This window comes from Baekduia alba (genome assembly GCF_028416635.1).
In the GTDB taxonomy this organism is placed as follows: Bacteria; Actinomycetota; Thermoleophilia; order Solirubrobacterales; family Solirubrobacteraceae; genus Baekduia; species Baekduia alba.
Window position 1 is genome coordinate 393,295 of the sequence record NZ_CP114013.1, and the last position, 22,555, is coordinate 415,849.

General features: G+C 72.2%; 23 protein-coding genes and 3 tRNA genes. 21 read left to right on the forward strand and 5 right to left on the reverse strand.

Translation table 11 applies throughout. The features are described 5' to 3' along the window. Positions 1–6 precede the first annotated feature (6 nt). From DSM104299_RS01885 to DSM104299_RS01910, 6 genes are all read left to right on the forward strand, one after another. Entirely contained in the window at positions 7–1,011 is a 1,005-nt protein-coding gene (locus tag DSM104299_RS01885; RefSeq protein WP_432419758.1) for a GlxA family transcriptional regulator, read from the forward strand. Then, positions 1,011–1,655 (forward strand): DJ-1/PfpI family protein, encoded by a 645-nt coding sequence (locus tag DSM104299_RS01890; RefSeq protein WP_349294613.1) that lies wholly within the window; start codon positions 1,011–1,013, stop codon positions 1,653–1,655. The genes DSM104299_RS01885 and DSM104299_RS01890 overlap by 1 nt, the downstream gene beginning before the upstream one ends. Before the next feature lie 81 nt (positions 1,656–1,736). Beyond that, on the forward strand, positions 1,737–3,575 hold the full coding sequence (locus DSM104299_RS01895) for a RecQ family ATP-dependent DNA helicase (protein ID WP_272475591.1): 1,839 nt from the start codon (positions 1,737–1,739) through the stop codon (positions 3,573–3,575). Then, on the forward strand, positions 3,572–4,192 hold the full coding sequence (purN, locus tag DSM104299_RS01900) for a phosphoribosylglycinamide formyltransferase (protein WP_272475592.1): 621 nt from the start codon (positions 3,572–3,574) through the stop codon (positions 4,190–4,192). Before DSM104299_RS01895 ends, purN begins: the two co-directional genes overlap by 4 nt. Positions 4,193–4,242: 50 nt before the next feature. Next, a complete protein-coding gene (locus tag DSM104299_RS01905; RefSeq protein WP_272475593.1) occupies positions 4,243–4,467 on the forward strand; it encodes a FitA-like ribbon-helix-helix domain-containing protein in 225 nt (74 codons plus the stop codon). Continuing rightward, positions 4,464–4,874 carry a type II toxin-antitoxin system VapC family toxin gene (locus tag DSM104299_RS01910; RefSeq protein ID WP_272475594.1) on the forward strand — a complete coding sequence of 137 codons (411 nt, stop codon included), beginning with the start codon at positions 4,464–4,466 and terminating at the stop codon, positions 4,872–4,874. Before DSM104299_RS01905 ends, DSM104299_RS01910 begins: the two co-directional genes overlap by 4 nt. A gap of 142 nt (positions 4,875–5,016) precedes the next feature. Here DSM104299_RS01910 and DSM104299_RS01915 read toward each other — a convergent pair whose 3' ends face one another. Beyond that, on the reverse strand, positions 5,017–5,403 hold the full coding sequence (locus tag DSM104299_RS01915; protein WP_272475595.1) for a hypothetical protein: 387 nt from the start codon (positions 5,401–5,403) through the stop codon (positions 5,017–5,019). Between the two features lie 187 nt (positions 5,404–5,590). Here DSM104299_RS01915 and DSM104299_RS29320 point away from each other — a divergent pair, with 187 nt between their 5' ends. The 5 genes from DSM104299_RS29320 (at position 5,591) to DSM104299_RS01940 (ending at position 10,314) form a co-directional block, all read left to right on the forward strand. Next, on the forward strand, positions 5,591–5,752 hold the full coding sequence (locus DSM104299_RS29320; protein WP_349294487.1) for a hypothetical protein: 162 nt from the start codon (positions 5,591–5,593) through the stop codon (positions 5,750–5,752). Between the two features lie 45 nt (positions 5,753–5,797). Next, a complete protein-coding gene (gene purH, locus DSM104299_RS01925) occupies positions 5,798–7,387 on the forward strand; it encodes a bifunctional phosphoribosylaminoimidazolecarboxamide formyltransferase/IMP cyclohydrolase (RefSeq protein ID WP_272475597.1) in 1,590 nt (529 codons plus the stop codon). A gap of 6 nt (positions 7,388–7,393) precedes the next feature. Beyond that, positions 7,394–7,780: a Rid family hydrolase gene (locus DSM104299_RS01930; RefSeq protein WP_272475598.1), complete on the forward strand. Its 387-nt coding sequence runs from the start codon at positions 7,394–7,396 to the stop codon at positions 7,778–7,780. A gap of 61 nt (positions 7,781–7,841) precedes the next feature. Continuing rightward, positions 7,842–9,485, forward strand: coding sequence for a DEAD/DEAH box helicase (locus tag DSM104299_RS01935; RefSeq protein WP_272475599.1), 1,644 nt, complete (start codon positions 7,842–7,844; stop codon positions 9,483–9,485). A gap of 13 nt (positions 9,486–9,498) precedes the next feature. Next, positions 9,499–10,314, forward strand: coding sequence for an isocitrate lyase/PEP mutase family protein (locus DSM104299_RS01940; protein ID WP_272475600.1), 816 nt, complete (start codon positions 9,499–9,501; stop codon positions 10,312–10,314). A gap of 262 nt (positions 10,315–10,576) precedes the next feature. Here DSM104299_RS01940 and DSM104299_RS01945 read toward each other — a convergent pair. After that, positions 10,577–10,650 (reverse strand) — tRNA-Lys (locus tag DSM104299_RS01945). Between the two features lie 26 nt (positions 10,651–10,676). Here DSM104299_RS01945 and DSM104299_RS01950 point away from each other — a divergent pair. From DSM104299_RS01950 to DSM104299_RS01960, 3 genes are all read left to right on the forward strand, one after another. Then, positions 10,677–10,748, forward strand: a tRNA-Glu gene (locus tag DSM104299_RS01950). 136 nt (positions 10,749–10,884) lie between these two features. Further along, positions 10,885–11,667: a hypothetical protein gene (locus DSM104299_RS01955; RefSeq protein WP_272475601.1), complete on the forward strand. Its 783-nt coding sequence runs from the start codon at positions 10,885–10,887 to the stop codon at positions 11,665–11,667. A gap of 157 nt (positions 11,668–11,824) precedes the next feature. Continuing rightward, positions 11,825–12,877 (forward strand): hypothetical protein, encoded by a 1,053-nt coding sequence (locus DSM104299_RS01960; RefSeq protein ID WP_272475602.1) that lies wholly within the window; start codon positions 11,825–11,827, stop codon positions 12,875–12,877. A 24-nt stretch (positions 12,878–12,901) separates the two neighbouring features. Here the strand turns inward: DSM104299_RS01960 and DSM104299_RS01965 are convergent, their stop codons facing one another. After that, complete coding sequence (locus DSM104299_RS01965; protein WP_272475603.1) at positions 12,902–13,246, reverse strand: hypothetical protein; 345 nt, start codon at positions 13,244–13,246, stop codon at positions 12,902–12,904. 197 nt (positions 13,247–13,443) lie between these two features. Between DSM104299_RS01965 and DSM104299_RS01970 the strand changes: the two genes are divergently transcribed. Beyond that, a tRNA-Val gene (locus DSM104299_RS01970) sits at positions 13,444–13,517 on the forward strand. Positions 13,518–14,345: 828 nt separating this feature from the next. Here DSM104299_RS01970 and DSM104299_RS01975 read toward each other — a convergent pair. Both DSM104299_RS01975 and eboE read right to left on the reverse strand, forming a co-directional pair. Continuing rightward, positions 14,346–14,942: a hypothetical protein gene (locus DSM104299_RS01975; protein WP_272475604.1), complete on the reverse strand. Its 597-nt coding sequence runs from the start codon at positions 14,940–14,942 to the stop codon at positions 14,346–14,348. 201 nt (positions 14,943–15,143) lie between these two features. Continuing rightward, on the reverse strand, positions 15,144–16,349 hold the full coding sequence (gene eboE, locus DSM104299_RS01980; RefSeq protein ID WP_272475605.1) for a metabolite traffic protein EboE: 1,206 nt from the start codon (positions 16,347–16,349) through the stop codon (positions 15,144–15,146). A 292-nt stretch (positions 16,350–16,641) separates the two neighbouring features. On the opposite strand from eboE, the gene DSM104299_RS01985 reads away from it, so the two are divergent. The 6 genes from DSM104299_RS01985 to DSM104299_RS02010 all read left to right on the forward strand — a co-directional run bounded on the left by DSM104299_RS01985 (position 16,642) and on the right by DSM104299_RS02010 (position 22,554). After that, positions 16,642–17,640, forward strand: a complete 999-nt coding sequence (locus DSM104299_RS01985) for a sugar ABC transporter substrate-binding protein (protein ID WP_272475606.1) — start codon at positions 16,642–16,644, stop codon at positions 17,638–17,640. After that, a complete protein-coding gene (locus tag DSM104299_RS01990; protein ID WP_272475607.1) occupies positions 17,628–19,193 on the forward strand; it encodes a sugar ABC transporter ATP-binding protein in 1,566 nt (521 codons plus the stop codon). Before DSM104299_RS01985 ends, DSM104299_RS01990 begins: the two co-directional genes overlap by 13 nt. Before the next feature lie 275 nt (positions 19,194–19,468). Beyond that, complete coding sequence (locus DSM104299_RS01995) at positions 19,469–20,461, forward strand: ABC transporter permease (RefSeq protein WP_272475608.1); 993 nt, start codon at positions 19,469–19,471, stop codon at positions 20,459–20,461. Between the two features lie 32 nt (positions 20,462–20,493). After that, positions 20,494–21,447 (forward strand): ABC transporter permease, encoded by a 954-nt coding sequence (locus DSM104299_RS02000; RefSeq protein WP_272475609.1) that lies wholly within the window; start codon positions 20,494–20,496, stop codon positions 21,445–21,447. After that, complete coding sequence (locus DSM104299_RS02005; protein ID WP_272475610.1) at positions 21,444–22,202, forward strand: SDR family NAD(P)-dependent oxidoreductase; 759 nt, start codon at positions 21,444–21,446, stop codon at positions 22,200–22,202. The genes DSM104299_RS02000 and DSM104299_RS02005 overlap by 4 nt, the downstream gene beginning before the upstream one ends. 46 nt (positions 22,203–22,248) lie before the next feature. Continuing rightward, the gene (locus DSM104299_RS02010; RefSeq protein WP_272475611.1) at positions 22,249–22,554 is read left to right on the forward strand and encodes a putative quinol monooxygenase; all 306 of its coding nucleotides are present in this window, start codon (positions 22,249–22,251) and stop codon (positions 22,552–22,554) included. Position 22,555 lies beyond the last annotated feature (1 nt).

Genomic DNA, 22,555 nt, shown 5'->3' on the forward strand with positions numbered 1-22,555 from the left:
AGGACGATGCGCGGCATGCGTGTTGTGATCGTCGCCCTCGACGGCGCCCAGTCGCTCGACGTGCTCGGCCCGGTCGAGGTGCTCCAGGGCGCCTCGGCGCTGGCTGGACCGGGAGGTGCCTATGAGGTCTCGGTGGTCGCTCCGAGCGGCGGCGGCACGATCACGCTGAGCAACGGGTTGGCGCTGTCGTGCGGCGCGTTGCCGGACCCGCGCCGCGGCGCGCCGATCGACACCATCATCTTCGCGGGCGGCGATGGCACGCGCGCGTTGTCGTCGGAGCACCCCGCCGTGGCCTGGCTGCGGCGCGCGGCGCCGCGGGCCCGGCGAGTCGCGTCGGTGTGCACGGGCGCGCTGGCGCTGGCCCACGCGGGCCTGCTCGACGGGCGGCGCGCGACGACGCACTGGGCGTACTGCGCCGCGCTGGCGCGGGCGTTCCCGGCGGTGGAGGTCGATCCCGACCCGATCTACGTCCGCGACGGCGACATCTGGACCTCCGCGGGCGTGACCGCCGGGATGGACCTGACGCTGGCGCTGGTCGAGGACGACCTCGGGTCGGAGGTCGCGCTGGAGGTCGCACGCTGGCTGGTGCTGTTCCTCAAGCGCCCGGGCGGCCAGGCGCAGTTCAGCGCGGGGCTGGCGGCGCAGACCGCGGTCCGCGAGCCGCTGCGCGAGCTGCAGGCGTGGATGAACGACAACTTGACGGCCGACCTCTCGATCGCGGCGCTGGCCGCGCGGGCGTGCCTGAGCGAGCGGCAGTTCGCGCGCGCGTGGCGGGCGGAGACCGGGGTGACGCCGGCGGCGTACGTCGAGGGGCTGCGCGTCGAGCGGGCGCGGACGCTGCTCGAGGGCGGCGCGGCGGTCGACGGCGCGGCGCGCGGCGCGGGCTTCGGCAGCGCCGAGGTGCTGCGGCGGGTGTTCCACCGGCGGCTGGGCGTCGGCCCGGCGGCGTACCGGGAGCGGTTTTGCAACAACATCGACAACGAAGGACAGGAGCTGGTGGTCTCAGCATGATGGACATCGTCATCCCCGTGTACAGGGGCTTCACCGCGCTCGACGCGGTCGGACCCTACGAGGTGCTCTCGCGGCTGGGCCGCGTGCGGTTCGTGGGCGAGGAGATCGGGCCGGTCACGACCGAGACGGGCATGTTGTCCGTGATGGCCGAAGCGTCGCTGGACGAGGTCTCGGCGTGCGACGTGCTCGTCGTTCCGGGCGGGCCCACCACACGCGCGCTCACGGCAGACGCGGAGTGGGTGTCGTGGATCGCGCGGATCCATGAGACCACGACCTGGACGACGTCGGTCTGCACCGGCTCGCTCCTGCTCGGCGCGGCGGGGCTGCTGCGCGGCGTCCCCGCGACGTCGCACTGGACGGAGCTGGAGACCCTCGCCGCCTCGTGGGGCGCGGGCCCCGTCGGCGGGCGCGTGGTGTTCGCCGGCGAGAAGATCGTCACGGCGGCGGGCGTGTCGGCCGGGATCGACATGGCGCTGACGTTGGCCGCGCGGATCGCGGGAGAGGACACGGCGCGCGCGATTCAGCTCGGTATCGAGTACGAGCCGGAGCCGCCGTTTGACTCCGGCTCGGTGGACGACGCCGATCCGGCGCTCGTCGCGGCGGTGCGGGCGGCGATGGCGTCACAGGCGGCGGGCGTTTCGTGACGGAAGTGCGGAGGGAGCGCGCCGGGTGTGCGCGTTCGCGGCGGTCGCCTCCGGGGCCGCCGCTATCTTCCGACGCCCTTCATGGATCTGCGCGCCGCCCTCCAAGACCACTTCGGCTTCGCCGACTTCCGCCCCGGCCAGCAGGCCGCGGTGGAGGCGGCGGTCGCCGGGCAGGACACGCTCGTCGTGATGCCCACAGGCGCGGGCAAGTCGCTCTGCTACCAGCTGCCCGCGCTCGTGCGGGAGGACCTCACGATCGTCGTCTCGCCGCTGGTCTCGCTGATGCAGGACCAGGTCGAAGCGCTGGAGCGGCGCGCTCCTGGTGCTGCAGGGCTCATCAACTCCCAGCAGGACGCGTCGAGCAACGCCGACGTCCTCGCGCGCGCCCGCTCGGGCGCGTTGAAGCTGCTGTACGTGGCGCCGGAGCGGTTCTCGTCGCCCGGGTTCCTGGAAGCGATCCGGGAGGTCCCGATCGGCCTGTTCGTGGTCGACGAGGCGCACTGCGTGTCGCAGTGGGGGCACGACTTCCGGCCCGACTACTTCCGGCTGGCCGACGCGGCGCGGTGGCTGGGCGCCAAGGCGCTGGTCGCCTCGACGGCGACGGCGACGACCGAGGTCGCGCGGGACATCGTCGCGCGGCTGGGGCTGCGCGAGCCCGCGATCGTGACGACGGGCTTCGACCGCCCGAACCTGAGCTTCGCCGTCGTGCCGTGCGCGACGACCGCCGACAAGCACGCGCGGATCGCCGCGGCGCTGCGCGAAGAGGGCGCGACGCCGGCGATCGTCTACGCGGGCACGCGCAAGGCGTGCGACGCGCTGGCCGAGCGGCTGGGCGTCGACCTCGGCGTCGAGGTGCTCGCCTACCACGCGGGGCTGGGTCGGGCCGAGCGCACGGCGGTGCAACGGCGGTTCATGTCCGGCGGCGCCGACGTCGTGGTCGCCACGAACGCGTTCGGCATGGGCGTCGACAAGGCCGACGTCCGGACGGTCGCGCACGAGGTCGTGCCGCCGTCGGTCGAGGCCTATTACCAGGAGGCCGGGCGCGCGGGGCGCGACGGCGCGCCGGCGCGGGCGCTGCTGTTCGCCGAGAAGCGCGACAAGTCGCTGCACGTGTTCTTCATCCAGCGGTCGGAGGTCTCCGACGGCCTGCTCGACCAGGTCGCCGCGCGGCTGGTGGAGGCGGCGGTCGAGGGGCGCTTCGACGTCTCGCTGTCCTACCTGGACGACGAGGCTGAGCGCGTGCGCGCGATCGTCGGCCATCTCGCCCGGGCGGGCGTGATCCAGCCGGCGCCGTCGCCGATGGACCGCGTGCGCGGCCGGGTCGTCGGCGCCTACGACGGCCGGGCGCGCGCGCTGGCGCGGTCCTCGGCGGCCGAGGGGCAGCGGGCGCGGTGGAAGCAGTACCGCTCGGTGTGGGCGTTCGTCGAGGACGACGGCTGCCGCCGGGCACGGGTGCTGCGGCACTTCGGCGATCCGGCCGCGCCGGCGCCGATGGCGGGCGTCCCGTGCTGCGACGTGTGTGACCCGTCGCTGGTGCCGGCGGCGCCGACGCGGGCGCTGGCGGGTGGCGCCGCGGGCGCGTCGCCGCGGGCCGGGACCGCGAAGCACGAGTCCATCGACCAGGCGATCCTGTCGGTCGTGCGCGCGGCGAAGCCGTCGATCGGCCGCACGCGCGTCGCCGAGGTGCTGCGCGGCGGGCAGGCGAAGGCGCTGCTGCGCAACGGCTGGGACGGCCTGCCGGAGTACGCGACCTACGCGCACCTGGCCGGCACGACGGTCCTGAGCCGGATCGACGCGATGGTCGACGAAGGGGTGCTGGACAAGACCGAGGGTCCGCGCCCGGTCCTGCGGCCGGGCGCGGCGGCGCCGCCGCCGGCGGCGCCCGACGGGCAGGGCTCGCTGTCGTTCGAGGCGGCGTGAGCGGGCCGCTGCGCGTCGGCGTCCTCGCGTCCGGCAGCGGGACGAACCTCCAGGCGATCCTCGACCACGTCCACGGCTTCGAGGCCCGAGTTGTAGGGGTCGCCTCCGACAAGGTCGACGCCTTCGCCCTGGAGCGCGCGCGCACCGCCGCGGTGGCGACGAGCGTCTTCCCGCGCGACGCGTTCCCGGACCGGGCGGCACGCGACGCGGCGATCGCCGACTGGCTCGAGGCCCAGGGCGTCGAGCTCGTCGTGCTCGCCGGCTACATGGCGATCCTCGACGCGCGCTTCATCGCCCGCTTCCGCGACAAGATCATCAACGTCCACCCGTCGCTGCTGCCGGCCTTCCCCGGCATCGCCGCCGTCCAGCAGGCGATCGACTACGGCGTCAAGCTCGTCGGCGTCACCGTCCACTTCGTCGACGAGGGCGTCGACACCGGCGCGATCATCCTCCAGCGCGCCCTCGACCTGCCCTCGGCGACTGACGCCTCGGCCGTCCTCGCGGCGCTTCGTCCGCTCGAGCACGCGCTCCTCCCGGAGGCCATCCGTCTGATCGCCTCCGGCCGGGTCCACCGCGACGCGGCCAACCCCCGCCGGGTGGTCGTCGACGATACCTGACGTTGCATGCATTCTGAATGCAAACAACGCAAAGTGATATTATGACCCCCATGCCCAACGTCCAGATCCGCGATGTCCCGGAGGACGTGCACCGCCGGTTGAAGTCCCAGGCGGCGCTGTCCGGGCAGTCGCTCAACGAGTTCCTGCTCGCTCGCATGGGCGACATCGCGAGCGTTCCGACGGTCTCCGAGATGGCCGAGCGCATCCGCGCGCGGTCGCCGTACGACGGCCCGTCCAGCGCGACGCTCATCCGGGAGGACCGGGATCGTCGATGAGGGTGGTGGACGCGTCGGTCCTCTGCGACTTCCTCCTCGGGCGTGACGCGGCCGTAGAAGCCCTGCTCGGGACGCCGGAGGAGGAGCATCAGCCGCTGCACTGCCCCGAGCTCGTCGAGCCCGAGACGCTCAACGCGCTGCGGCGGCTCGTCCGCAGCGGCGACCTGGACGCCCGGCGCGCCGGCGAGGCGGTCGCCGATCTCGCCGAGATGCGCGTCATCCGCCACTCCCATGCGCCGCTGCGCCCGCGCGTCTGGGCGTTGCGCGACAACTTGACCGCCTACGACGCGACGTACCTCGCGCTGGCCGAGGCGATCGACGGCAGTGTCCTGCTGACGGCCGACGCGGGTCTGGCCGACCAGGCGCGCATGGCTCTCGGCGCCCGCCGCGTTCGCCACGTCGCCTGACGCACGGACGGCTGGAGCGCGATGCCACTACCCGCGCGCCAGACGAAGCGGCCGTCCGTCGTAGCCATCCCCTGGGCCGCCCGCCACGCGATCCCCATCCCGTCCCGTTGACGCGACGAGCGGCCCTGGGAAGTCCCGAAGCTCAGTCGTCGCCGCCCGCGGGGTGACCCGGCATGCGGCTGCCGGCGGGATCGTCGCGCTCCGGCGGGGAAGCGTCGGCGTCGGCGGAGGGCTCGTCGCGCCCGGCCTCGTCGGTCGCGTCGCGCTCGGTCGCGTCGCGCTCGGTGGCGCCGTCGCCGTCCTCGTCCGGGCCGATGGCGCCTTCCGGATCCTCGCCCTGACCCGGAGCCCCGCGGGTCTCCTCCCAGTCGCCGGCGACCGACTCGGGGTCGGCCTCCTCGCGGCGGGCGGCGGCCGCCTTCTGCGCGTCGGAGATGTGGTCCTCGAGCTCGTTGAGGTGATGCTCGAGCTCGTCGGCGCTGCGCTCCAGCTTGCGCTCGGCGTCAGCCCCGGGTCGGTCCTCGGTCATGCGCTCGGCCTTCCCGCGGCGAGCGATTCCCACACGCGATGTCGACCGTCCCGACGGCGCCGGTACGCGCCGCGCCCATGGACGACGAACGCGACACCGCAGCGACCTCCACGCGCGCGTCGCCGACCTGGGGCGCGACGGCCTCATCGACCGCGAGCGCGATCCCGATGACGGCCGCCGCAATCGCGTGGGCCTCACCGCGAAGGGCCGGCAGCGGCTCAAGCGCCTCGACGCCAAGGTCGAGCAGGGCCAGGACGAGCTCCTCCAGCCGCTCACCCCGGCCGAGCGCAAGGCGCTGACGCGCCTGCTGACGCGGCTCGTCGAGCACCACGCCGACCGCCTGCGCTGAAGCGCCCCACGACCCCGGGCCCACGGGTCGAATACCATCGCCGGCATGGCCTCCGAGACCTCGCCCGAGGCGCCGACCGCGCCCGGCGCCGTCCGCATCCAACGCGCGCTGCTGTCCGTCTCGGACAAGCGCGGGATCGTCGACTTCGCGCGCGGGCTCGCGGAGCTCGGCGTCGAGATCGTCTCCACCGGCGGGACCGCGACCACGCTCGTCGACGCGGGCCTCGACGTTCGCGCGATCGACGACTTCACCGGCTTCCCGGAGATCATGGACGGGCGCGTCAAGACGCTCCATCCCAAGCTCTACGCCGGCCTGCTCGCCGTCCGCGACAACCCGCAGCACCTCCAGCAGGCCGACGACAACGACATCGAGTTCGTCGACCTCGTGTGCGTGAACCTCTACCCGTTCGAGCGCACCGCCGCCAAGCGCGGCGTGGGGGAGGCCGAGGTCATCGAGAACATCGACATCGGCGGCCCGACGATGATCCGCGCGGCCGCCAAGAACCATGCCTACGCGGCCGTGGTGACGAGCCCCGAGTCCTACGACGCGATCATCGAGGAGCTCCGCGACGCCGGCGGCACGCTCTCCATGCCCACCCGCGAGTCGCTCGCCGCCGAGGCCTTCGCCTACACCGCGCGCTACGACACCGCGATCGCGCGCTGGTTCGCCGAGAAGTCGGAGGACTTCCCGCCGCTGTTCATCCGCGCCTACGAGAAGGTCCTCGACCTGCCCTACGGCGAGAACCCGCACCAGCGCGCCGCGTACTACACGCAGGTCGGCGCGCGCGCGACCGTGCTCAGCCAGGTCAAGCAGCACCACGGCAAGCAGATCTCCTACAACAACATCCTGGACCTCGACTCCGCCCGCGCGATGGTGCGCGACTTCGAGGTCCCGGCGTGCGCGATCGTCAAGCACAACAACCCGTGCGGCGTCGCGCTCGGCACCGGCGCGCAGGAGGCCTACGCGAAGGCCTTCGCCTGCGACCCCGTCAGCGCCTACGGCGGGATCATCGCCCTCAACCGCCCCGTCGACAAGGCGACCGCCGAGCTGCTGCACCAGCAGTTCATCGAGATCCTGATCGCGCCCGGCTACGACGACGAGGCGCTCGCCGTCCTCACCCAGAAGCAGAACATCCGGATCCTCGAGGACCAGGAGCGCCGCCTGCCCGCGCTCGGCGAGCCCGACGTCCGCCAGGTCACCGGCGGCCTGCTGATCCAGGACCGCGACTCCACGCGCGACGAGCGCGAGGACATGGAGGTCGTGACCGCCCGCCGCCCGACCGAGCAGGAGTGGGCCGACCTGCTGTTCTCCTGGCGCGTGTCGCGCGTCGTGAAGTCCAACGCGATCGTCGTCGCCCGCGACCTCGCGACGCTCGGCATCGGCGCCGGCCAGATGAGCCGCGTGGACTCGGTCCGGCTGTCGGTGGAGAAGTCCCAGGCCGAGACCCTCGCCAACGCCGCGCTGGCCTCCGACGCCTACTTCCCGTTCGCCGACGGCCCGCAGCTGGCGATCGACGCCGGCGTCACGGCCGTCATCCAGCCGGGCGGCTCGATCCGCGACGGCGTCGTCGTCGAGGCCGCCGACGCCGCGGGCATCGCCATGGTGTTCACCAAGCGCCGGCACTTCCGGCACTAGGGGACCGTGGACCGCCTCGGCTCCGACCCGCCCGGCCCCTACGAGGGCAGCGTCGGCTACTCGCGCGTGGTGCGCGCCGGCCAACATGTATGGGTCGCCGGCTGCACGAGCGTCGACGAGCACGGCGTCGTCCTCGGCGTGACGCCCGGCGAGCAGATGGCGATCGCGCTGCAGGCGGTCGTCGCCGCCCTGGAGCGCGTCGGCGCGAGCGCCCACGACGTCGTCCGGACCCGGATGTTCACCACCGACATCTCGCGCTCGGGCGAGATCGGCCGTGCCCACGGCGAGGTGTTCGGCGACGTCCGGCCGGTCACCGCGATGTACGAAGTCTCCGGCTTCATCGACCCGCGCATGCTGGTCGAGGTCGAGGCCGACGCGTTCCTCGAGCAGTGAATCGCACCAGGAGCAGGGCCTTCTTCTTCCGTCCGGCGCGTCGCGCAACCTTCGCCGCCGCGTGAGCGCCACGAAGTCCAACGCCCGACACGGATTGCGGGCGTGGCAGGTCTCCGCGCTCGAGGCGATGAGCACATGGGATTCGGGGCCGTTCCTGATCTCGGCGGCGCCCGGCGCAGGCAAGACCCGCCCGTCCATCGAGATCGCCAACCGCCTCCTGAAGGCGAAGGTCGTCGACCGCGTGGCGGTCGTCTGCCCGACGACGCCGCTGACCCGGCAGTGGTCGCTCGCCGCCGGCCGCCTCGGGCTCAACCTCGTCCCGGACGCCGCCGAGCTCGTCCCGCCGCGGGACTTCCAGGGCGTCGCGGTCACCTACGCGAAGATCTCGATGGTCGCGGCCAAGTGGGGTGCGCAGTGCACGGGCCGGACGCTCGTGATCGCCGACGAGGCGCACCACCTCGGCGAGGAGCTGGCCTGGGGCGAGGGCTTCGCGCTCGCGTTCCGCAACGCCGCGCGCTGGCTCCTGCTGTCCGGGACGCCGTTCCGCTCGGACACCACGCCGATCCCGGGCGTCCGCTACGACGCCGAGGGCGTGGCGGTCGCCGACGTCGCCTACACCTACGCCGACGCCGTGCGCGACGGGATCTGCCGGCCGGTCACGTTCGTCCCCTACGACGGCACGCTGCAGTGGCGGTCGGGCGACGACGTCATCGAGGCCGGGTTCGACACGGTGCTGACGACCCGCGAGGCGTCGCGCCGCTACCGCACGGCGATCAGCGCGGAGCTCACCGACGGGCTCCCGCGCATCCTCGCCGCCGCGCACGCCAAGCTGCTCGAGGCGCGTGCCGCGGGGCACCGGGACGCCGGCGGCCTCGTCGTCGCCGCCGACTCCGACCACGCGCGCAAGATCGCCAAGCTGCTCAAGGACGTGTCGGGCAAGTCGCCGACGGTCGTCCTGCACACCGAGACCGGCGCGCACAAGAAGCTCCAGGCGTTCACCGACGCGCGCGACGAGTGGATCGTCGCGGTCAACATGGTGTCCGAGGGCGTCGACATCCCACGCCTGCGGGTCGGGGTCTACGCGAGCGCCGCGAAGACGCCGCTGATCTTCCGCCAGGTCGTCGGCCGGTTCGTCCGGACGATCGCGGGCCGGCCGGCCGAGATGTCGTGGCTGTACCTGCCGGCCGACCCGATCCTGCGCCGCCACGCGACCGACGTCGAGGGCGAGCTGCGCCACGTCCTGCGCCGCCGGGAGAGCGACGAGGAGCTGTTCGAGGAGCGCGAGCCGCGGCGCGAGACCGAGAAGTCCGAGGCCGCCGAGTTCGTGGCGCTCAGCGCGGACGTCGCGCCGACGTCGCAGATGTCGCTGTTCGGCGGGCCGGCCGCGGTCGCGCCGTTCACGCCGCCGGCGCCGGTCGTCCTGCCCGAGTTCACGCCCGCGGTGTCGGCCGAGACGCCGGCCGCGCACGGCGAGCCGACGTCGCGCCTGAGCGCGTTCGAGCGCCGCAACATCCTGCGCGACAAGCGCCACCGCCTCGTCGGCGACCTCGGCCGCCGCGACCGCCGCCCGCACAAGGAGATCAACGCCTGGCTGAACCAGGCGGTCGGCGTCACCCGCGTCGAGGACGCGACGCTCGACCAGCTCGAGCGGTCGATCGACCTCCTTCTGGACGCCTTGGCGGGCAAGGCCGCCGCGCGCCGGTAGTACCGTTCTGCGGGTGAGCACCGCGCCCGGCAACACCGACCTCGTGGTGCGCGCGCAGGAGCTGCGCCGCCTCCACGTCGACCCCGCGATCCTCGTGCTCGTCAACGTCTGGGACGCCGCGAGCGCGCGAACCGTCGCGTCGATCCCGGGCTGCCGGGCGATCGCGACCGCGTCGTGGGGCATCGCCGCAGCGCACGGGCTCGCCGACGGCGAGGTGATCGGCCGCGAGGGCATGCTCGACGCCGTCGCGACGATCGCCGGAGCGGTCGACCTGCCGGTGACCGCCGACCTGGAGGGTGGCTACGGCAGCACGCCCGCGGACGTCGGCGAGACGATCGAGCGCGCGGTCGCCGCCGGCGCGGTCGGCTGCAACATCGAGGACGGCCTCCGCGACGGCGACACGCTGCGCGACGCGCAGGACGCCGCCGACCGCATCGCCGCGGCGCGGGCCGCCGCCGACGCGGCCGGCGTCCCGATCGTCATCAACGCGCGCACCGACGTCTACCTGCGCGGGACCGACGACCCGGAGGCCGCGTTCCTGCGCGGGCAGGCTTACGCGCGCGCCGGCGCGGACTGCATCTTCGTCCCGGGCGTCACCGACGCCAAGACGATCAAGGAGCTGGTCGACGGCATCGACGCGCCGGTCAGCGTGCTCGCCCGTCCGGGCGCGCCGTCGGTCACCGAGCTGCAGGAGCTGGGCGTCGCGCGCGTGTCGTTCGGGCCGGGCCCGATGGGCGCCGCGCTGGCGGCGCTGGCGAAGACGGCAAGCGACCTGCTGCAGGGTGGCGTCCCGGCCGACGAGCTCGGTTACCGCCCGCCGGCCGCCTGACGCACATGGGTCTCGCGGAGGGTCCAGGTCCGCGGTCGCTTCATCCCTTCGATCCCATCAACGCCCCTCCTCGTTCCGGCGGGGCGCCGGAGCGCCCCGCCGGTGAGGGTGGGGAGGAACTGCACTTGCTCTCGTTGCGGAGGGTGTGGTGAAGTCGCCGGCCGGTCCAAGGAACCGACGTCTTCGGTGTCCGCTGCAGCTCATGATCCGGGGCGAACCACAAGGCGAGCTGAGCGTCGTCTAACGATTCGGTAAGGACGCATGCCCCCGGTGGGGCTCGAACCCACAACCTCAACGCTTAAAAGGCGCGCGCTCTACCGATTGAGCTACGAGGGCCCATCCAGCCTAGACTGGAATGCCCCGCCCCCATGGTGTAGCGGTTAGCACACGAGCCTTTCACGCTCGAAGCAGGGGTTCGATTCCCCTTGGGGGTATTCACTGGTGAGTGGGCCGACGCACCGGCAAGGTCCTCGTATTTCCGTCTAGCGGCGGGAAGACGCCGCTGCACGTGGCAGAGTTCAGTGCTCCACGCGGGCTGTCGTCGCCCGCGGCTATCCCTCTGCTGATCTGATGCCGCTCCTCGCGCGGCGCCGCCCGTCCGCTGCGATGGTCGTCGCCTCACTCGCCCTCTTCATCGCCCTCGGTGGCCCTGCCACCGCGGCGCACCTCATCGACGGTGCGACGATCAAGGGCAACTCGATCACCACCAAGCAGGTCCGCAACCGCACGCTCGGGGTGCAGGACCTGTCGAAGTCGGCGGTCAAGGCCCTGCAGACCTCGCCGTCGCTGTCGGTCGGCGCCAAGCAGCTGCGCGACGGGGCGGTGGGGACCAAGGCCCTGGCCGACAGGGCGGTCGACGCCACCAAGATCGCGCCCGGCGCGGTCGGCAACTCGCACCTCGCCAGCAAGGCCGTGGACGGCGGCAAGCTCGCCGACGGCGCGGTCGGCAACGCGCAGCTCGGGACCGACGCGGTCACCTCCGCCAAGGTCGCCGACGGCGCGATCGGCGCCGGCGCGATCGCCGACGGCGGCCTGCAGACGCGCGACATCGGCGACTTCTACGGGTCGGTCTCGGTGCCGTTCGGCGACTTCACGGCCAACCAGTGCAAGGTCGTGACGATCAACGCGCAGGCCTCCGTGCCGGGGCAGAGCAACTCGATCGCCGACGACATCGTGGCGGCGTCGCCGACGACCAGCGGCTGGCCGGATCCGATCATCGTCACGGCCAACCCGGGGGCGAACAACACGATCCGGATCATCGCCTGCCGCCTCGGCGGCGACGCGCCGACGGACCCGCCGGTCATCTCCGCGCCGACGACGACCTTCTACTACGTGGCCTTCGACACGCCCTGATGCATAGGACCGCTTTCCAGGATTGGCGGTTTCTGCCCAATTTGCGGTCGTTCGACGAACCGCTTTGCGCAGAACCGCTTGTCCTCGGGGCTGCGGCTGCCGATATAGCGTGCGTGGATGCCGCCCTCACACGGATGGGGAGGTCGGAGCGGTGCTGATGCACCGCCAAGCGCCGATCGCCGTCGGTGCCCTCGCCGCCTGCGCCGTGATCGCCACCGGCGCCGTGCTCCTGCGCGAGCAGATCCTCACGTTCGCCTCCTGGCCGGATGCGTCGCGCGACGGGCGCCGGGCGCCGGACGTCGTGATCCCGCACACGCGGCCGTTCTCTCCGCGGGGCGGGACGCTCGCGCCGCAGGCGACGCTCGGCGGAGCCATGCTCGCCGGTCGCGGCGTCCGCGCGGCCGACCTGGCGCTCTTCGCGCCCGGCGGCTCCGGCGTGCTCGTGCCGCTCGGCACGGATGGCGCCGCGGGCACGCTTGGCACGGGCGGCGGCCCGACCGCGCCGACCGGGACCGCGCCCAACGCCGGCGGCACCCCGCCGGTCATCAACGGCCCGTCGGTCACCACGACCGGCCCGAACGGCAGCGGCAACGGCTCCGCGCCGACGACCCCCGGCGGCGACCCGCTCTCCAGCTACGACGGCACCGACCAGTCCGCCGTCGGCGACGCCGCGCCGAGCACGGGCACCGGCCCGCTGCCGTCGCGCAAGCCCAACGTCTTCTCGCCGACACCCACGCCGGCGGCGCGCACCGCCGAGCCCGAGGTGGCCAACGTGGCGCCCGCCGCCGACGCGACGCCCGTGGTCTCCTCGGCCGACAACGCGCCGCCGCCGCCGGACCCGAACGGCGGCAAGGCCCCGGCGCAGACGCCCCCGCCGGCCGAGCCGACGCCCGACCCGTCCTCGGGCGATCCGTCCGGCGGCCAGCCCGCCGATCCCGCGCCGACCCCCGCGCCCGCCGAGGACGCGCCGCCGTCCGACCCGACGCCGCCGGTCGAGGACCCGGCGCCGACGCCCGACGATCCGGCGGCCACGCCGGCGCTGCCAGCCGATCCGGGCCCGACGCCCGCACCGGCCGACCCGGCGCCGCCTGCCGATCCACCGGCGACCGCGCCCACCGGCGGTGGCGACGGCCCGACCCAGGACGCCGTGCCGGCCCCGCCGGCGCCCGAGCAGCAGCAGCCGGCCGACGCCGAGGGCGCCGGCAGCTAGTGGCCTGAGAGAGGTTCCGCGGCGCTAGAAGTCGGGGCGGAAGAAGCGCGGCTCGGCGCTCTCGTCCTCGACCGGCGCGGAGTAGTGATCGCGCAGCGTCTCGGCGTCCTCTCCCGCGAGCAGGACGTCGGCCTCGGCCTCGGGCGCGGTCCGCACCTGATGGCGCGAGCAGGCGATGCGCAGGTAGCCGCTCCACCACTGCGCGCCGCGCAGGGGGACCAGACGGGTGCGCGCGCCGAACGTGCCGCAGTGCACGGTGCCCCAGGCCTCGCCGTCAGGATCGATGTGGATCCCGTCGAGGCGCCCGACGAGCCCGAAGGTCCCGTCGAGGACGAACACATCTCGCTTGGCCTGGCGCTGGTCGAGCATCGTGCGTGCGGATTACCCCGGGTTGTGGACGTTCACACCTTCGAGCGCCGTCATCGGCCCACGACGGTCAGACGACGCGACGCTAGATCACGCGCCGGACCGCTCGTAGGTTCGCCGGTCGCACGCGACCTCCTGCGCGATCGGCCCGGCCGCCGCGCAGGCCACGCAGGCCGCGGCGAAGTAGCCTGTGCCAGCCCGGGCGGTTAGCTCAGTTGGCCAGAGCACTCGCCTTACAAGCGAGGGGTCCTCGGTTCAAGTCCGAGACCGCCCATGATCCGAGACCCCCGGTGCCACGGGGGTTTCGTCGTTTCCGGCCTCCTCACGCGCAGGCCCCAAGTAGCCATTTGGAAACGATTTGGAAACGGCGCGGGCTCGGATCCGCTCTCTCGTCGGTCCCGAGGGCGGGAAGAGTGCGCACCCTCCATGCGTGCCGGCCGCCTGTCCGATTCCGTTGGCCTTGCTCGCGCGCGCGGACCTCGTGGCGCTTGGTGGAAGCGCCTCGGTCTGGCGTGGTCGAGCGCCCGGAGCGGGAGACTCGTAGTGGGGCCCGTTCTGGCTGCGTCTGGTTAGGACCGGTCGGACGTGGTTCGGGCCGATTGTCAACGCGTTGGTCAACTGGTTGCGTCCGGTTCCGTCCGGCGGGACGGCTGTACTGTGCGCACAGGGGAGGACCATGGTTCACCCCGCTCGCTAAGGGTGCGCCCCCTGGGTACTCGGCTAGAACCTTCCCCAGGGGGCGCACTGCGGGCGCGCCAGCCACCCGTCCGTGGGTGGTCGATCTCCGTCCATGGAGAGCACCGGGCAGGGTGGCGTGTCGGCCGGACGGAAAAACGGGTCGTCGCCGCTCGTAGCGAGGAACTTCCGGATGTGGCCGCGCGCGCTCTGAACCCTTGGCTGTGCGCGGAACTTCATGAGGTTCCGTCTCCCTGTCGCGCCTTCAGGTGCTCAACGCCGCCTCGGCGGCCGCAGCCCTCGCGGGCGGCTGCGCGCTTGCAGTTGTAGTCGCAGTGCACGCTTGGGGCCTGCGGAAAGCGTCGTGCGCCTTATCCATTCCGCGCTTCGCGCAGCGCTTCGGTCGCTTCGGCGCAGATGACGACGGTCATCCGACGTGGCTCCACTTACGCTGGGCGTTCTGCTTCGCCATGCCTACTGCTTGCCCGATCTCCTCCCACGTGGCTCCAGCTCGTCGGGCAACCGCCACGCACCGCTCGTCGTAGGCGCGGAGGGCGATGCGCATGTTGTCGTTGACCCGCAGCATCGTCAGTGGATCGGTTCGCGAGAGGTAGTCCTCGTTCGAGTAACTGGTCGAGTAGTTGGTGACCAAGTGCGGGTCCGGCGCACGGGCTTCGGGGTCCATCATGGCTGGATCGTACTGGGATGTCATCATCATGATGACCGGAACGTAGCAGGTCATCATGATGATGACCACACGCGGCCTGCAAGCGTACGATCCGTCGTACATCTGCGAGGAACCGTCACTGACGCCGCTCACAACGGTCAGCTTCCGTGCTGTGCTGGGCGAGTGACCGTAGACCGGCACACCAAGTGCGATGGACGGTCGAAGCTGGTGCTTGACGATCGCGGTGCCAGCGGCGACCTCGTCGGACCGCCTCAGTCGGAGTAGTGAGAGGAGCGAGGCGAACTGCGACCTGGCCGCCGCGGGCGGATCGCCGGGCAGACGCCTGGCGCCTTGCACGGGAAGGACGGTACGCCGAGGCGTTCATGCGCGACACTAGGATGGAGTGCTGACAGGAGCAGCCGGCATGGTGTGCGGCGCGGCGACGCCGCACACCCACTTGGCGAGGGTCGCCACACTCCGCCCACGGCGGAGTGGGTCCACGTGTCGCTGGCGGCGAGGCCATGCTCCGGGAACTCGACGGCACGATGGGTGGCCCGCTCAGCTGCGTGGGAGAAGCGTGTCGCGCACCCACTCGATCTCACGGCAGACGTATTCGACGATGTCACCGGTCTTGAGGTGGTCAGGGAGGACGTCCCAGGTGTAGGTCTCGATCTCCAGGTGCCGTGACACGGGCGTGGCCGCGTGAACGGCGAGGGCGTCGGCGATCGCCGCGCGCGTGGAACGGAAGGCGCCGAGGTCGTCGAGGAAGACGGGGACGTGGATGTGCACGCGCCACTCGCGGGGGCCGGGGTCGGCGCGCAAGGCGGCGATGGCGTCTTCGAGGTGCAGGTAGCGGGTCAGGATGCCGTCGCGCAGCTCGAGCGTCTGGGTGAGGTAGATGGTGTCCGTGTAGGGCTCGAGGGCGGCGACGGCTTCGTCGGTCACCTCGGGCACGTGGATCGCAGCGGCCTCCTGGAGCTTCAGGACCGGGATCCCGGCATCGCGCAGCGCGCCGAGCGAGGCAGAGACGTCCTCGTACTCCAGCGCCTGGTGGCAGATGTCGAAGACGATGCCGACGTGCCGGCGGAGTGCGGCATGCGCCTCGGACAAGGGGAGGCCGGCGAGCGTGGCGAGGGTCGTGGCGCCCGTGCCGCTGTAGAGGTGCTCGGTGAAGTAGGCGACCGTCTCCTCGGTCGTCTCCAGGAAGCAGTACGGCTCGGGCTCGATGGCCAGCGTCACGGTGCGCCCCGTCCGCGTCTCGAGCGCGACGAGGTGCGCGACGACCCGCAGAACGCGATCGGTGTAGGCCGCAACCACGTCCGGACCGGTGACGTTGGGCTTGAAACCCAGCGGCGGCGTCTGGATCGACGGGTTGACTCCGTCGGGCGCCAGCTCGGCCAGCAGATCGGCGACCTGCAGGGTGTAGTTCAACCGCTCGTTCGAACGCCAATCGGGCTCGTAGACCTGCTCTTTGACCGGGCCGCCCTTGAACGACCCGTAGGGGAACGCGTTGACCGTGTACAGGTACAGGTCCTCGGCGGCCAGGAACGCTGCCAGCTCACGTCGGGCGCCGGCGTCAGCGGTCAACGTCGCCGCCGAGGCGGCCGATAGGCGCAACGACACGCCGAACGGCCGGTCGGGCGACACCCGCGCCTTGACCGCGGGGAGGTAGGTCCCCAGGCTCGCGCGCATCTCTTCCCATGTGTCGCCTGGGTGGACGAGCGTCGAGTAGGTGAGGTGGCCGAGGTTGTCACCGAGGTCCATGTGAGTCCTTTGCAAACGATTGCTGAAATAACCGGCGAACGATCGGCGCATCTGACGGCGCGCTCGAGCGGATTCACTCAGTTCCCTTGGAACCATTGGCCGGAGCGATTCCGAGAGAGCGGCTTGACATCGCCGTGATTCGCTGGTTAAGGTAGCAAACGTTTGCAAGATCCGTTAGGGCTTGTGGCACACGGAGGAGTCAACCCGCGCCGCCAACCGGCGCGCGAACGCGTGAGAGGACGGAGCGGTGTCGAAGCAGAGCTTCTTCAGGCTGGGTCAAGGGACAGTGGGCATGGTGACCGTCGGCGTCCTCGCCCTCGCCGCCGTGGGCTGCGGCAGCTCGGAATCGAGCTCGTCGGCCAAGGGGGGTGGCGGGTCGGCCTCGGGGTCCGTCTCGGGCAAGAAGGCCTTCGTCATCTCGTGTAGCGACGAGGTGCCGTTCTGCAACGCGTACAACAAGACGATCGCGAGTCGGCTCGAGGCCGCCGGCATGAAGGTGACGACGCTCACCGACGCCTTCGACGCGGGGCTGCAGAACCAGCACATGAACCAGGCCATCGCCCAGCACCCGGCAGCGATCGTCCTCAACGCCTCGAACTCCAGTGCGATCGTCCCCGCCGTCAAGCGCGCGGTGGCCGCCGGCGTCAAGGTCGTCAACACCGATGCGCCGCTCTCCAGCGACGGTGTAGCGTCGTTGCAGGTCGTAGCCGACCACCAGGCGATGGGGCGCTTCGCCGCCGAAGGGCTCGTCGACGGGCTTCAGAAGGAAGGGGTCGACAAGGGCAGCGTCTTCGTCGCCGCCGGCGCGCTGGCCAGCAAGGCCGCGCAGGAGCGCGTCGAGGGCTTCAAGACCACGATGGCCAAGTACCCGCAGTACAAGATCGTCGCCGTCGACGACACCAGCTGGGACCAGAACAAGGCCACCCAGGTCGCCGCGCAGCGGCTGGCGCAGTACCGGTCCAGCGGCGGCATCAAGGGCGCCTACGGCATGAACGACTTGCTCGCGCTCGGCGTCATCAAGGCCGCCAAGCAGGCCGGCGTGAAGGTCGGGGTCAAGCAGAAGGGCGTTGTCGTGGTCGGCGGGAACTGCCTGGCGCCGGGCATCCCGGCGGTCAAGGACGGGTCGCTCTACACCAGCGGCACCCAGACGCCCGTCCCCCAAGGCGACGCCGTCGCCAAGAACACGATCGCGCTGTTGGAGGGCCAGAAGCTCCCGCCGGTGGTCACGGTGAAGGAGTACAAGATCACGGCCGACAACGTGAACCAGTTCGCCGGGGAATGCACGTTCTAGACGATGCTCGCGCGGGGGCGTCGGCCACCGGCCGGCGTCCACTGCTCACCGTCCGGTCGGTCTCCCGCCGCTTCGGCGCCATCACGGCGCTGAACGGCGTGAGCCTGACGATCGCCGAGGGCGAGATCCTCGGGCTGTGCGGGCACAACGGCGCCGGCAAGAGCACGCTGGTCAAGGTGCTCACCGGCCTGGTCAGCCCCGATGGTGGCGAGATCGCGCTCGACGGCGAGGTGGTCGCGCTGCGCGGGCCGCGCGACGCGCAGGCCGCCGGCATCGCGCTCGTCGACCAGGAGCTGAGCATCATCTGCGAGCTCACGGTCGCCGAGAACCTGCTTCTGGGCGACATCAGCACCGCGCTGCTCACGCGCCGGGCAGCGCGCCGGCGCCTGTGTGTCGAGCTGCTGGAACGCGTCGGGCTCGGCGCCGTCGACCCGGACCAGCCGGCCGCGTGGCTGACGCTCGCCGAGCGCCAGCTCCTCGAGATCGGCCGCGCACTGCACCGCAACGCGCGTCTGCTGATCCTCGACGAGCCGACCGCGACGCTGAGCAAGGCCGAGATCGACCGGGTCTTCGCGGCGGTCCGCGAAGTCGCGTCACGCGGCCGCGCCGTCATCTTCATCTCCCACCGCCTCGACGAGGTGCTCACGCTCTGCGACCGCGCGACGGTCATGCGGGATGGCGCCGTCGTCGCCGACCACGCGGTCGGCGAGCTGGACCGCGCGCGGCTCGTCCGGCTGCTCGTCGGCGAGGCCGGCCACATCGGCCCGGCAGCGTCCGCCCGCCGTGTCGAGCCGGCCCAACGGCGTGTCGCGCTCACCGCCCGGCGCCTGGTCGTCGCGCCGGTCGTTGCCGATGTGGGCCTCGACCTCTTCGCCGGAGAGGTCGTCGGGCTCGCCGGTCAGATCGGCTCCGGAACCCAGGACGTCCTGCGAGCGCTGGCCGGCGTCGAGCCGTCGGCCACCGGCGACGTCAGCGTCGGCGATCAGCCTCTGACGCTCGGGACGCCGCACGGCAGCATTCGCGCGGGCGTCGCGTACGTCTCGGGTGACCGCAAGGGCGAGGGCCTATTCCTGGGTCAGTCGATCGCGCAGAACCTCTTGGCCACGCGGCTGGACACGCTCGGCCGAGGTGGGGTGCTGTCAGGGCGCGGCCTGACGGCGGCGGCTCGAGCGCTGGCGACGACAGTCGGCGTCGACGCCGCGCGCACGGCGCACGCGGTCGAGACGCTGAGCGGCGGCAACCAGCAGAAGGTGTTCATCGGCCGCTGCCTCGACCAGGAAGGGATCGACGTGTTGCTCCTCGACGACCCGACCCGCGGGGTCGACGTCGGAGGGCGCGCCGACATCCACGCGCTGGTTCGCGGGTTCGCCGACGCCGGCGGCGCCGTGCTCTTCGCCAGCTCCGAGCTCGACGAGCTCTTCGACCTCGCCGACGTCATCGTCACGATGTTCGAGGGCGCCGTCGTCGCGGTCCGGCCGCGCGCCGCGTGCGTCGCGAGCGGGGTGCTGACCGAGATGACGACTGGATGCGTCGCCGGTGAGGCCCCGTCATGAGGCCTCCTGTCTCAGCCCCCGGCGTCGCCAGCCCCTGCGTACAGCGGACCGGACGCGAGACGCTCGCGCAGATGGAGGAGGCGGACCGAACATGAGCACGCAACGCCACGTCGACCATCCCAAGCCGCCGGCCGGCGGCCGTCCGAACATGCCACCGAAGCACGCGCGGCGCTCGCAGCGGGACCTCGTCCTGGCCTCGCTGGTGCGGTGCCCCGACCCTTCGGCAGCGACAAGGAAGGGCGCATGACCGCGACCAGAACCGCGGAGGATGGCCGATGAGCGCCCTGGGCGCCGAGGACATCGCGATGACGGCGGTGACCGGGACCGCGCGGCGCCGCGCGCGGGCGCTCGCCGAGCCGCTGGCCTTCGTCTTGCTCGCCGCGCTGCTGGTCTACGGCGCTGCGTCGACAAGCGGCTTCCTGACCTGGGACAACGTCAAGGCGATCCTGGCCTCGATGGGCTTCGTCGGGATCGTCGCCGTCGGCATGACGCTGATCATGATCGGCGGCAACCTCTTCTCGCTGTCGCTCGGCACCACCACAGCGGTGACCGCGATGGCCTTCTTGGCCGCGCTGCGCTTCGGCGTCGTCCCGGCGATCGCTATCTCCGTCCTGTTGGGGGCGGCGATCTGCGCGGTCCAGGGCGTGCTCGTCGGCGGCTTGGCCGCCAACCCGATCATCGTCACGATCGCGGCGGGCTCGCTTCAGGCCGGTGCGGCGTCGGGGATCAGCGGTGGTCGCTCGATCCAACCCAGCGCCACGGCACACGCCTACTCCTTCCTGGCCGACCCGATCCTCGGGATCCCGTTCTCGATCTACGTGCTGCTCGCGCTGGTCGTAGCCGGAGAGCTCCTGCTGCGCCGGACGCGCGCCGGACGCCAGCTCTACCTGGTCGGCGAGAGCCGCCGCGCGGCGTTTGTCGCCGGGCTGCCGGTCACGCGGGTGACCACGATCGCCTTCGCCCTGGCGGGCGCCTGCGCCGCAGTCGCGGGCGTGCTCATCGGCGCGTTCAACCAGAACGCCTCGCTGTTGCTCACCGGCACCTACACCTATGACGCGATCTCGGCAGCGATCGTCGGCGGCAACGCGATCAACGGCGGTCGCGGATCGGTGCTGCGGTCGGTGCTCGGTGCGCTGGTGATCGCCACCGTGACCGACTTGATGTTGTTGCGCCATTACAGCACCGGCGCGCAGATCCTCGTGAAGGGCGTGATCGTGATCGTGTTCGTCATCGTGTTGAACTCGACGCGTCTGGGGCGGCGAGCATGAGGCCCGGGCGTCCGACCTTGACCCTGCTGGCGATGCTGGCTGGCTTCCTGGTGATCCCGGTGCTGAGCGGCGACGGCGTGACGACGAGCAACGCCTACGACGTCAGTCAGTACTTCGCCTCGCTGGGGCTGGTGGCGCTCGCTCTGACCTTGACCATGGTCGCGGGGGAGTTCGACCTGTCGGTCCCGGCCACCTACCTGCTGGGATCGATGGTCGCGGTCAAGGTCGGCGGCGGCTCGCCGCTGCTCGGGGTCGTCGTGGCGGTGCTCGCCGCGGCCGCGGCCGGGGTGGTCCAGGGAGCGATCGTCGCCAAGCTGAACCTCAACTCGATGAGCGTGACGCTCGGCGGCTACCTCGCGATCATCGGCGTCGTGTACCTGCTCGGCCACTCCAAGACCGTGCAGTTCGACAACTTCACGCTCGGCGCGGACCTCGACCAGGCCCGTCTCTTCGGCGTCGTCTCCCTGCGCGCGCTGATCGCGTTCGCGGTCTTTGCCGCGACCGGAGCCATCCTGACCGCGACGCGGCTGGGCGCCGAGCTGCGGGCCGTCGGCGCCGACCGGCGGTCCGCTCGGACCGCGGGCGTCCGGGTCGATCCCGTGCTCATCGCGGTCTTCGCGACCTCGGGTGCGCTCTGCGCGCTGGCCGGCGCGCTACAGGGCTTCGCCCTGTCCTACGCCGAGCCGACGACCTCGACCACCTCGCTCGTCTTCGCGGCCACCTCCGCGCTGCTGGGCGGGGTCAGTCTGAGCGGTGGCGTCGGCACGGTCCGCGGCGTCGCCTGCGGCGTCATCGCCCTGAGCCTGCTGCAGGAGCTGCTCGCGGTCCTGGCCGTCAGCGACTACGTCAACGACCTGATCACCGGCGGCCTGCTGGTCGTCGTCGCGCTGCTGAGCGCGCCGGACCTGCTCCGCCGCTGGCGGGCCGTCGAGGCGCGCCGGCGGGGCATCGAACCTTCCATCACCACATCGCAAGGAGCAGCATGAACCGCTTCACCGACCAGGTCGTGCTCATCACCGGAGGTGGGTCTGGCATCGGTCGGACCACCGCCGCCGCGTTTGCTGCTGAGGGCGCCGCGGTCGTCGTGGCCGGTCGCAACGAGGAGCGCCTGGCCGAGACGGTCGCCGCGATCGCCGACGCCGGCGGCGAGGCCGTCGCGGTGGCGGCCGACGTGACCGACGAGGCCTCGGTCGCGGCGCTGGTCGCCGCGACCGTCGAGCGCTACGGCAGCCTCGACGTGGCCTTCAACAACGCCGGCGTCGGCGCCCCGCCCGCTCCGCTCGCCGAGTTGGAGGAGTCGGTCTGGCGCTCGGTGCTGGACGCCAACCTCACGGGCCTGTGGTTGTGCCTCAAGCATGAGATGGCCTACATGAGGGACAACGGCGGCGGCGCGATCGTCAACGTGGCCTCCAACATCGGCGCGCACGTCAGCCGTCCGGGCATGGGCGCCTACGCGGTCAGCAAGGCCGGCGTCAGCACGCTCACCCGCATCGCCGCCCTGGAGGGCATCGCCGACGGCGTTCGCGTCAACGCGGTCAGTCCCGGCGCCAGCGACACCCCCATGTCGCTGCGCCCCGGCGAGACCGAGGACGACCGCGCGGCGCGGATCGCCCAGGCCATCCCGCTGGGCCGCGTCGGCACCCGCGACGAGGTCGCCTCCGCGGTCCTGTGGCTGGCCTCCGCGGGCGCGGGCTTCGCGGTCGGCCACGACCTCGTCGTCGACGGCGGCGCGAGCGCCTGAGCTTCCTTCTAAACCCCTCTGACCCCACCCGGGAGAACCAACACCGATGAGCGACACCACCACCATCGCCGTCCTCGTGCGGCTGCATGTCCAGGACGGCACCGAAGCGCCGTTCCTGTCCGAGCTCAGCGCCGTCCTGGAGAAGGTCCGCGACGAGCCGGCGTGCATCTCGATCCAGGCCTACCAGGACGGCGCTGACCCGTGTGACTTCGTCCTCGTGGAGATCTGGCGGAGCCGCGCGGAGTTCGAGGAGTTCGACGGCAACCGCGAGTACCTTGCCGAGTACATGTCGCGGGCGAAGCTGATGTGGTCGCGCCCGCGCGACCTCTCGATCTGGAACCAGGTGGCCTGAC